We start from the raw sequence: 9,851 nt of genomic DNA, 5'->3' as shown, positions 1-9,851 counted from the left end.
TTTTTAATACCTATGGTCCTAGAATGCACCCAAATGATGGGCGAGTGGTGAGTAATTTTATCATTCAAGCGTTGCGTGGGGAGGACATCACCATTTATGGCGATGGGAGTCAAACGCGAAGCTTTTGCTATGTAAATGATTTGATTGATGGAATGGTGGCTCTTATGGATAGCAAAGATGGATTCTACGGACCGGTAAATATTGGCAATCCACACGAATTTAGTATGCTAGAGCTTGCCAAAAATGTGCTTGAGCTTACAGAATCTAAATCAAAGATTGTCTTTCTCCCGCTACCCCAAGATGACCCAAAGCAACGCCAACCAGATATAACCCTAGCCAAAAAAGAGCTAGATTTTAGCCCAAAAGTGCAGCTAAGAGAGGGGCTAAAAAAGACTATTGCGTATTTTAGAGGGATTGTGTAGTGCAGCAATTTATCCGCAATTTTTCTATCATAGCCCACATCGATCACGGCAAATCCACCCTTGCCGATAGGCTTATCCAAGAGTGTGGGGCGGTGAGCGAGCGTGAAATGACCGCGCAAATTATGGATACTATGGATATAGAAAAGGAGCGCGGCATTACCATCAAAGCCCAATCCGTGCGCCTGCGCTATGTCTATCAAGGGCAAGAATATATCCTAAATCTCATCGACACGCCCGGGCATGTGGATTTTAGCTACGAAGTCTCGCGCTCTCTTAGCTCCTGTGAGGGTGCGCTGCTTGTCGTTGATGCCACGCAAGGCGTAGAAGCCCAAACAATCGCCAATGTCTATATCGCCCTTGATAATAACCTAGAAATTCTCCCAGTGGTCAATAAAATCGACCTCCCAGCAGCCGATGTGCCAAAGGTGTGCAGCGAGATTGAAGAAAGCATAGGGCTTGACTGCTCTAATGCCCTAAGCGTGAGTGCCAAAAGCGGCGTAGGCATAGCCGAGCTACTAGAATCCATTGTGCGCAAAATCCCCGCCCCAAGTGGCGAGCCAAACGCGCCTACAAAGGCTCTCATCTATGATAGCTGGTTTGACAACTACTTAGGCGCGCTAGCTCTCGTGCGGCTTAAAGATGGCAGCCTAGCAAAGGGGCAGAGCGTACTTGTGATGAGTAGTCAAAAAACCTATGAGATTCTAGGGCTTTACTACCCACACCCTGTGCAGAAAATCCCCACCGATAGGATTGAATGCGGTGAAATAGGGATCATCTCTCTTGGGGTAAAGTCTTTGACAGATTTAGCCGTAGGCGACACGATCACCGATGCGCAAACCCCCATACAAACGCCAATAGAAGGCTTCAAGCCTGCCAAGCCCTTTGTCTTTGCTGGAATCTACCCCATTGAGACAGATAAGTTTGAAGAGCTGCGCGAAGCGTTGAAAAAGCTCAAGCTCAATGACTCCGCCCTAAGCTTTGAGCCAGAGACTTCTGTCGCGCTAGGGTATGGATTCCGCGTGGGGTTTTTGGGGCTTTTGCATATGGAGGTTGTCAAAGAGCGGCTGGAGAGGGAGTTTGGGCTAAGTCTCATCGCCACGGCACCCACGGTGGTGTATGAAGTCTATCTCACCGATGGCTCTATGATAGAAGTGCAAAATCCAAGCGAGCTGCCCGAAGTGCAGAAAATTGATCACATCAAAGAGCCCTATGTCCGCGCTAGTATCATCACGCCAAGCGAATTTGTGGGCAATATCATCACACTTCTAGCAAATCGCCGCGGCGTGCAGGAGAAAATGGACTACATCACGCAAGATCGCGTGCTGCTAGAATACGCGCTGCCTAGCAATGAAATTGTAATGGACTTTTATGACAAGCTCAAATCCTGCACCAAGGGCTATGCGAGCTTTGATTATGAGCCTATCGAGTATCGAAGTGGGGATTTGGTGCGGCTTGATATACGCGTAGCAGGCGAGATAGTCGATGCGCTCTCCATCATCGTGGAAAAATCCAAAGCCTATGAAAAGGGGCGCGCGCTTGTGGAGTCGATGAAAGATCTTATCCCGCGCCAGCTCTTTGAAGTCGCCATTCAAGCGAGCATTGGCTCAAAGATTATCGCGCGAGAGAGCGTGCGCTCTGTGGGCAAAAATGTAACCGCTAAATGCTATGGTGGCGACATCACAAGAAAGCGCAAACTCCTAGAGAAACAAAAAGAGGGCAAAAAACGACTAAAATCTATCGGCAAAGTTGATCTACCACAAGAAGCATTTCTCGCAGTGTTAAAGATTGATTAGACTCTGGAGATTTAGCCCCTGTAACAATCCTAGAATCTAGCAGAATACAGAAGTAAATCAAAGGGATTCTATAAGCGAGACTCATTCTCCAGCTGCAGCAAAGCATGCTTGATAGATTCTCCTGCTACATATCCACCTAGCGCGCCATTGGCACAAATTATGCGATGACAGGGGACAATAAGCACCATTGGATTGCGCTTTAGTGCTCCACCCACTGCCTGTGCGCACGCATTCATGCCCATGCGGCTCGCCACTTGCGCAGCAAGCTCCCCATAGCTTCGCACTTCACCATACCCGATACCTCGCACTATCTCCCAGACACACTGCTGAAATGCACTTCCCCTCAATGCAATAGGCGGAGAAAAACGCGGAATCTCCCCAGAGAAATACACATCAAGCCAGCGCATTGTCTGTGTGATGATAGGATCTTTTGTGGGATTATTGAGAGTTGGAGAATTTGCTAAAAATGTGGAGTTTGTGAGTGGGACTTGTGCGCACGGCTGTTGATAGTGCCACCGAAAGCCAAGCCACACAAGCGCCCCTTGGCTAGACTCTAGGATCATCTCCCCTAGTGGGGAGCGATAGCTTGCGCGCACTAAGAAGCGTGTATGAATTTACACAACCCCTTGATCGATCATCGCATCTGCTACCTTGCGGAAGCCAGCGATATTTGCACCCATTACAAGGTTGGTAGGATCGCCAAATTCTTGTGCAGTTTGCGCGGCATTTTGGTAAATACTGCGCATAATCTCGTGCAAGCGTGTATCGACTACTTCAAAGCTCCACGGATTCATACTTGCATTTTGCGCCATTTCTAGCCCACTCACTGCCACGCCGCCAGCGTTTGCAGCCTTGCCCGGTCCATAGCAGATTTTCGCTTGTAAAAATAGCTCAATCGCTTCATTGGTTGAAGGCATATTCGCCCCCTCGCTTATGCACTTACAGCCATTTTGGAGCAAGATTTTGGCATCTTTTTCACTTAGCTCATTTTGCGTAGCACTTGGGAATGCGGCAAAGCAAGGGATAGCCCACACGCCATTGCAGCCTTTTTCATACGCGCTTACAGGTGTGTATTGCGCGCTTTTTTTGACTTTGGCGTAGGATTCTAGCGACTCTCGCTTGACTTCTTTGATCTCTTTGAGCAATGCCACATCAATGCCATCTTTATCATAAATCATACCTTTAGAGTCGCTTGCTGTTACAGGAAGTGCGCCAACTTGATAGAGCTTTTCTATCGTGTAGATAGCCACATTGCCAGCCCCAGAAATCGTGCAGACTTTACCCTCTAAGCTCTCACCTCGCTCTTGTAGCATTTCTTGGGCGAAATACACACAGCCATAGCCAGTGGCTTCAGGGCGCACAAGTGAGCCACCCCAATTAAGCCCCTTACCTGTTAGCACGCCATCAAAGCGATTTGTGAGCTTTTTATACTGCCCAAAGAGATAGCCAATCTCGCGTCCGCCCACGCCAATATCCCCAGCAGGGACATCTGTGTGCGCACCGATATGGCGGTAAAGCTCACTCATAAAGCTTTGGCAGAAGCGCATTACTTCATTATCGCTCTTACCCTTTGGATCAAAATCGCTCCCGCCTTTACCGCCGCCCATAGCAAGCGTGGTAAGAGAGTTTTTCAAAATCTGCTCAAAGCCTAGGAATTTGATCACACCAAGATTGACACTAGGGTGGAATCTAAGCCCACCTTTGTATGGTCCAATGGCGGTGTTAAACTGCACGCGGTAGCCGTAATTCACGCGGATTTTGCCACTATCATCAACCCAAGGCACACGGAAGATAATTTGTCTCTCTGGGATAACAAAACGCTCGAGAATGGCGTATTTTTCATACTTCTTCTCTCTGTCAAACAGCGGGGAGAGCGTAGTAAGCACCTCTTCCACAGCTTGCTGAAACTCACTTTGAGATGGATTTTTCTCTTTTAAAGCAGCTAAGACTTGTGCAGAATACGACATGACAAACTCCTTTTAAGAATAATTTAAGAAGACTCTAGGACTATATCTTTTTATAACTTTTATACGACTTAAAACTGCTTGCAAAACCTGCCCAAACGCCAGAATCTACCCACAATCCACACGCAGATTCTAGTAGATTCTCATACCTCTAAAATTCTAGCTATATAGTTTCTAGCGTGCTAAGCAATGCCAGAAACTCCTCTGGGATTTGCGCTGGGCTTTGACTCACGACATCTACATAGCCTAGCCGCACAATCGCTTCAAAAATACACATCTCGCTCGGTGTAATAGAGTCTGGGCTGGAGTCCAAGGTAGAGTCTGGAAGCTTGTAGATTCTCTGGCGCAAAATTACTTGCACTTTGCCAAGCTTTTGCACCTGCGTGCGCACCTCTAGCACATCTCCAAGCCTAGCAAAGCCCAAAAACTTCGCCTCTATCGTGCTCACGACAAAGCCACAAGTCCCGCTTGATGGCAGCGCTCCAGCACGGAAAAACACCTCACTCCTTGCGCGTTCGCAGTATTTGATGTAGTTTGTGTGATAGACAATCCCCCCGCAATCCGTATCTTCATAATACACGCGGACTCTCATGCAAGCTCCTTATGATTTATCTCTGCGTTAGAAGCAGAGCCTTGCAAGGTATCAAGCCCATCTCGTGCCTTTTTTATGCGTATGCGCAAGATTACAACACTAGCCACAAAGCAAAATCCAAATAACACCAAAAGCATAGTAAAATGCTCACGCACATCTGCGAAACTCGCACCCATTTGATTAAGGCTAATAAGCCCACGCACCCCATGAAATGCTGGGATCATATACCCAAGCCCTTGCAAAAATCTCGGCAGCAATTCACTGGGCCAAATGAAGCCTAGAATAAACACTAATGGCATGGAAGAGATAAAAATCACCTGCGTAGGCAAGCTCTCATCTTCTAGCACACTCCCTAGTAGCACCCCACTTGCTACACAGCAGGCAATAAACATCAGCGAAAAGCACCAAAAATCGCTCGCATTTGCGATATGACTCACACCAAAAAGCGGGAAAAACACCCCAAAATATAGCGCAAAAAGCGCGACATAAATCGAGCTAAAAGCTAGGATTCTCGCACTAACAATACTCAACGCGCTTGCGACATTGCTGTAATGCCCTAATGCAGCGAGATCGCGCGATTGTATAGCGCGCTTGCGGATTGCGTTTTGATAAGCACTTAGGATTCCAGCCCCTGCAATTGCTGTTTGGTGCAGGATAAACACAAGCACCGCAGCAAGAGCGTAGTTGATATAGCCTAGACTTGGGTTATAGAGTGGGATAGATTCTAAATGCACAAGCTCGGTAGAGAGTAAATCTGGATTGCGCTGCTTGCGCAAGCGCTGACTTAGCTCCTCGATGGCATTATGCACGCCTTCAGCAATCGCCCCATAGACAAGAAAATACGAGGCATTCCCCATGTAGGAGAGAATAGTGCCCACACCCTTTTTGGCATTAGCTTCAAAGCCTTCTGGAATCAGCAGTGCGCCATCAGCCTGAAAGCTCTCAATAAGTGCTTGGGCAGATTCTAGTGAAGGCACACTCTCTAGTAGCGCGATTTCCGGTGTGGCACTGATGAGAAAAATAAGCTGCTTAGAAAGTGCAGAGCTATCTTCATCGATGATGACAAGTCGCTGCTTTGTAACGATGTCATTTTGATAAGGCATAGGATACAGCAGACCATACACTAGCGAGCCAATGATTACAACCATGACCACAAGCTTATTAGTAAATATTGCCTTATACTCTGCCAACAAAACAGCAAGGAGACTATATCGCTTTGGCTTCATTGTGCCACCTCTGCCGACATGGCTTTGGATTGTAGCGGGGCTTTAGATTCTGGTGTGGAGAGCGCATGAGAATCTAAGGATTCTCGTATAGAATCTGTTGTGCTTGATTTATTAAACACACGCAGATGATAGAGCATGCCTCCAAGCGCTAGAAATAGCAAAAACCACAGCATTTCTCCCATAATCGCCAGCGCACCAGCGATTGTGCCACCATAGTTTGCTTGCTGGATATAGAGCTGCATGTAGTAGGAGATCGGCAGGAATTTACTCCAAAAAAGTGCGAGTGCATTCATTGAAGCCTGCGGATAGGTAACACCCGCAAATGCTAATGATGGTGCCGTATAAATCGCTAGAAAGCCAATAGCCTTTTTCATATCAAGCAGCACACTTTGCACAAACACCACCACCGCATTCACACATGCCAGGAGCAGTAGCACACCGACACAAAGTAGCCCAAAGCTCCCGCGCACCTCATAGCCCAAATCACGCAGCAGCACAAGCATACATAACCCCCAGAATCCAAACACTAGCGTTACAAACAAATACCGCGCAAGCAGGCTCACAGCGTTTGTAGGCGGGGATTTTAGCAAGTGGATCATGCCAAGCGCGCTTAGAATCTGGAGCATACAGGGCAGTAGCAGTGTTAGCATAAACTGCGTGTAATTGTTGCTGGAGTTATACAGCGGGATAATCTGCGAGAATATCGGCAGGGACTTGCTGATGGCTAGGGTTAGATTCTCATCATGCACGAGATTTTTTGCACTCCATTGCTTGGCATTAAGCGTGCCGACCACTTGAGTCATGGCACTTGCGATTGCCTTGCCTATAAGCACAAACTGCGCGTTGTAGTAGAGTGTGAGTTTCGCTTCAATGCCGCGCTTCAAATGTGCCTCATAGGATTCTGGGATAATAAGTAGCGCATAGATTCTCGTCATGGCAAGATCGGATTTCGCCTCGCTGATACTACTATACTCACGCATGATCTGCACCGCTGGCGCAGAATCCACCATAAAAAGCGCTTGTTTGCTTGAAGGTGTTTTGTCAAAATCCACCACGCCAATGGGCAGCTCTCTAGGCAAGGAAGCATAGAATACTGCATAGATAAACCACGCCAGCAGCAATGGCAATGCGAAAAATATCAGCACCAGCACCTTGTGTCGCCAGAGATAGCGCCACAGCTGGCGGAGTTTTTTAGCTACTTTGGCTAGGAACGCGTTTGCGAGAATCATGGAGAGTAAAATCCTAGAATCTAGCGTGCGGGTGCGGAATTTTTAGCAAGGCTTTCAATCTCTACAATCGCGCTAAAGCCTACACGAAGCTCATCAAGAGCATCAAGGGGCTGGGCTTCTATCTCAAAGCTTCGCAAATCATATCCCTTTGAGCTTGAAGTCGCCCTCCAAGTAGCAAAATCCCCCATAGCTGAAACATAGCGCACTTTAAATCGCACATGTTTGCGCAAGGCTGGGAGATAGGCGCTAAACTCACTGCCAAGCTTGAAATATGGTAGATATTCCTCACTCACGCTAAGATTGAGCCATGCTTGGCGATTATCCACAAGCATAACCACAGGGAATCCACTAGGACTTAGCTCGCCCTCTTGGATCAGGATATTGCTCACTTCTGCGGTGGCTGGGGCATAGGCTTGCATATCATGGATATAGGCTTCCACTTCGCTTACCTGCCCTGCTGCGGCGATTTCTTTTTGCTTGGCGGCGATTTTGGTCTCTTTGCTCGCACCATCTAGGGCAATTTTATACTGCTGGAGAGCGGTATTTTCGGAGTATTTGGCATTCTCAAATGCAGTAAATGCTTCATCGCGTCGCTGCAAACTCACCACACCATTATCATAGAGCTCTTGGGTGCGTTTGTAAGTTTTTTCTGTCAGCTCGCGCATGGCTTTGGCACTTTGATAAATATCGCGCGCAGAGATGATTGTTTCCGCCCTGGCACCCTTATGCGCCTCCTCTGATAGGGCTTTTGCCGCTTCATAGCCAGCTTGCGCTTGCTGGAGCTTGGCTTCCACCTCTGGAGAATTGATTGTGAAGATGAGATCGCCCTTTTTTACCATATCACCGCGCTTAACTAGGATACTCCCCACACGCCCAGCGAGCTTGGAGCTCACGCTATATTGTTTAGCTTGGATTTGTCCCTGAAGCATTTGGGGGGCTGGACGATACGCTTTATAAAAGCTCACCCCCAGCCAAATCCCTAGCACCACCACGAGTGCAGCGATAAAGCCAATCTCCACATAGCGTTTCATAGTAGTCTCCTTTTGTAGTTTTTACCAGAATCTAAAAGCTTTTTTGTCTCTTTATTCATTACAACTACTGGATTCTAGCCCAAAGCTAAATCCACCCCACACCTATCGCACCAGCCCATAAAACTCCTCCACACTATCACTTAGCGCATACAGCCTCGCTAGTGCAATAATGGCTTTAAACGCATTTGTCTGCTGCTGGACTTGCGCGCTTTGTAGGGCATTTTGTGCATCAAGCACTTGCACACTGGTAGCAAGCCCCTGCCTAAAAGCATGCTGCTGGAGCTTGAGATTCTCGCTTGCTAGATCAATGGAGTGGCGAGCGCTTTGGTATTCTTCTTGCGCACTTACAGCCTGTCTATAAGTTTTCCGCACAAGCAAGCTCATATCCTCGCGTGCCTGCGCAGCGAGACTCTGGGCTTCTAGCTGGGTGAGCTTGGCAGCCTGGTATTTCTGCACGCGCGCATGAGGAGAGATAAGCGAGAGATTTGCCGCAAGCCCTAGATTCCAGGTAGGGATAGCACGCATGATGAGTGCATGATTGGCATTATTTGCATACGCACCGCCAAATGCCACTATCTGCGGGAGAAATGGCGCAAGAGCCAAGGTTTTAGCACTTTTAGCGCTTGCGATCTTTAGCTCAAGCGAGCGCAGAGCAGGATAACTTGCGAGTGTTTTTTCCACGAAATGCTCTTCTGGGGGCAGTGGTTTTAGGCTAAGCTCAAGAGATGGGATAGGCGTGATCTCACCTTTAAGCGCAGAATCTAGCGTAAGCTGGGCGATAGCAGAGGTGTCATGGGCTTGCTTCAAGGCGTTATTGGCTTTATCTAAGCCTACAAGAGCAGAGAGCACTTCTAGGTGTGCGATCTGCGCAGCTTTCTCGAGAGCTAGAGCATTTTGGTAGTGCGTGTTTGCCGAGTGCTGGCTGGATTCTAGCACATGCTCAATATTGCGTGCAAGCACTGCACCATAATACACATTTGCCAGCTCCTCAAAGCTTGCAAGCTTCTTTAGCCGCAGGGCTTCTTGGGCATCTTTGTGCGCGATTGTAGCGAGCTTTATCCCTTGCACTCTCGCTCCTCCAGTATAAAGTGGATAGATAAGTGTAATTGCGCCGATGATGATATTTTGATCAAGCAGCACAATTGGCTGGCTAAGCGGAGTAAGCATAGGCGCGAGATTTGGCGGGATTGCACTAGAATCTATGGGAAGTTTTTCTTGGATTGGCTTATCGACATGTAGATACAGCGCACTGGCACTAATCTCTGGCAAAAAGCTAAGCTTCGCACCCAGTGCTAGTGTCTTGGCGCGATCAAGCGCGTAGCTTTGAGCCTTTATCGCTTCGCTTTGCTCCAAAAGTAGAGCATAAGCCTCTTGGAATCGCATAATTTGCGCAGAATCTTTGGTGGGGCTCGAAGCGCTAGATTCTGTCGCCGCCACTCTTGGAAGACTGCCTCCATGTCTCTCTAAAGGCGCATCATCTGGCAGTAATGCTGCATGCAGAGATAGTGCAAACCAAAACACCACACCCACTATAAACCGCTTCATCAACCAACCACTCCTATAAAATAAGCGTATCTTAGCATATCTTTAGATT

Annotated in this window: 9 protein-coding genes; 2 read left to right on the top strand and 7 right to left on the bottom strand. The window is 47.9% G+C overall.

Annotation, left to right across the window (positions count from 1 at the left end; genetic code table 11):
- Nucleotides 1-422 (top strand): NAD-dependent epimerase/dehydratase family protein (locus tag Q0171_RS06355; RefSeq protein WP_299327942.1); only part of this gene is annotated, 422 nt, incomplete at its 5' end.
- Nucleotides 422-2,215, top strand: coding sequence for a translation elongation factor 4 (lepA, locus tag Q0171_RS06350; protein ID WP_299327940.1), 1,794 nt, complete (start codon nt 422-424; stop codon nt 2,213-2,215). The genes Q0171_RS06355 and lepA, both read left to right, overlap by 1 nt.
- Nucleotides 2,216-2,283: 68 nt before the next feature.
- Here lepA and Q0171_RS06345 read toward each other — a convergent pair whose 3' ends face one another.
- The 7 genes from Q0171_RS06345 to Q0171_RS06315 all read right to left on the bottom strand — a co-directional run bounded on the left by Q0171_RS06345 (nt 2,284) and on the right by Q0171_RS06315 (nt 9,802).
- The gene (locus tag Q0171_RS06345; protein WP_299327938.1) at nt 2,284-2,811 is read right to left on the bottom strand and encodes a methylated-DNA--[protein]-cysteine S-methyltransferase; all 528 of its coding nucleotides are present in this window, start codon (nt 2,809-2,811) and stop codon (nt 2,284-2,286) included.
- Nucleotides 2,812-2,829: 18 nt separating this feature from the next.
- Nucleotides 2,830-4,182: an NADP-specific glutamate dehydrogenase gene (gene gdhA / locus Q0171_RS06340; protein WP_299327936.1), complete on the bottom strand. Its 1,353-nt coding sequence runs from the start codon at nt 4,180-4,182 to the stop codon at nt 2,830-2,832.
- Between the two features lie 160 nt (nt 4,183-4,342).
- Complete coding sequence (locus Q0171_RS06335) at nt 4,343-4,771, bottom strand: YbgC/FadM family acyl-CoA thioesterase (protein ID WP_299327934.1); 429 nt, start codon at nt 4,769-4,771, stop codon at nt 4,343-4,345.
- The gene (locus Q0171_RS06330; protein WP_299327932.1) at nt 4,768-5,997 is read right to left on the bottom strand and encodes an ABC transporter permease; all 1,230 of its coding nucleotides are present in this window, start codon (nt 5,995-5,997) and stop codon (nt 4,768-4,770) included. The genes Q0171_RS06335 and Q0171_RS06330 overlap by 4 nt, the downstream gene beginning before the upstream one ends.
- The gene (locus tag Q0171_RS06325; protein ID WP_299327930.1) at nt 5,994-7,226 is read right to left on the bottom strand and encodes an ABC transporter permease; all 1,233 of its coding nucleotides are present in this window, start codon (nt 7,224-7,226) and stop codon (nt 5,994-5,996) included. The genes Q0171_RS06330 and Q0171_RS06325 overlap by 4 nt, the downstream gene beginning before the upstream one ends.
- Before the next feature lie 20 nt (nt 7,227-7,246).
- Nucleotides 7,247-8,257 (bottom strand): biotin/lipoyl-binding protein, encoded by a 1,011-nt coding sequence (locus Q0171_RS06320; RefSeq protein ID WP_299327928.1) that lies wholly within the window; start codon nt 8,255-8,257, stop codon nt 7,247-7,249.
- 102 nt (nt 8,258-8,359) lie between these two features.
- A complete protein-coding gene (locus tag Q0171_RS06315) occupies nt 8,360-9,802 on the bottom strand; it encodes a TolC family protein (RefSeq protein WP_299327926.1) in 1,443 nt (480 codons plus the stop codon).
- Nucleotides 9,803-9,851: the final 49 nt, after the last annotated feature.

The sequence above is a fragment of the uncultured Helicobacter sp. genome, from assembly GCF_937906905.1.
GTDB lineage: Bacteria > Campylobacterota > Campylobacteria > Campylobacterales > Helicobacteraceae > Helicobacter_B.
Note: the sequence above shows the minus strand (reverse complement) of the source record. Positions and strands in the feature narration are given on the sequence as shown.

Bases quoted from the DNA above. Each gene is read 5' to 3' on its own strand.
- gdhA (WP_299327936.1), bottom strand. From the start codon at position 4,182: ATGTCGTATTCTGCACAAGTCTTAGCTGCTTTAAAAGAGAAAAATCCA.
- Q0171_RS06335 (WP_299327934.1), bottom strand. From the start codon at position 4,771: ATGAGAGTCCGCGTGTATTATGAAGATACGGATTGCGGGGGGATTGTC.
- Q0171_RS06330 (WP_299327932.1), bottom strand. From the start codon at position 5,997: ATGAAGCCAAAGCGATATAGTCTCCTTGCTGTTTTGTTGGCAGAGTAT.
- Q0171_RS06325 (WP_299327930.1), bottom strand. From the start codon at position 7,226: ATGATTCTCGCAAACGCGTTCCTAGCCAAAGTAGCTAAAAAACTCCGC.
- Q0171_RS06320 (WP_299327928.1), bottom strand. From the start codon at position 8,257: ATGAAACGCTATGTGGAGATTGGCTTTATCGCTGCACTCGTGGTGGTG.
- Q0171_RS06315 (WP_299327926.1), bottom strand. From the start codon at position 9,802: ATGAAGCGGTTTATAGTGGGTGTGGTGTTTTGGTTTGCACTATCTCTG.